This is a genomic window from Salinimicrobium oceani (genome assembly GCF_012037645.1).
The window spans coordinates 1-333 of record NZ_JAAVJR010001279.1 but is presented as its reverse complement, the minus strand read 5'-3'; the positions used below and the strand labels follow the sequence as shown (position 1 = coordinate 333).

Annotated in this window: 1 protein-coding gene; it reads left to right on the top strand. The window is 48.6% G+C overall.

The genetic code is table 11. The annotated features are described in order from the left end of the window. The coding region (locus tag HC175_RS21830) for a nitrilase-related carbon-nitrogen hydrolase (protein ID WP_317172394.1) at positions 1–333 on the top strand (333 nt) is incomplete at both ends.

The window sequence follows — 333 nt, the reverse complement described above, 5'->3', positions numbered from 1 at the left end:
TAGATGCCGTAAGTGATTACCAGAGTGATTTTATCCTGTTCCCGGAGCTCTTCAATGCGCCGTTGATGGCCGAATACAATCACCTCAACGAGGCCGAAGCTATTCGCTCCCTCGCTTCGTATACAGACAGGTTGCTGGAGACTTTTGTGGATTTTGCGATCACCTATAACATCAATATCATTACCGGAAGTATGCCGCAGATCATTGGGGAACACATGTACAATGTGGGTTACCTGTGTCGTCGCGACGGAAGTTACGAACGCTATGAAAAGCTGCACATTACCCCGGCTGAAGGTTCTGCCTGGGGAATGAAAGGCGGAAACCAGGTTAAGA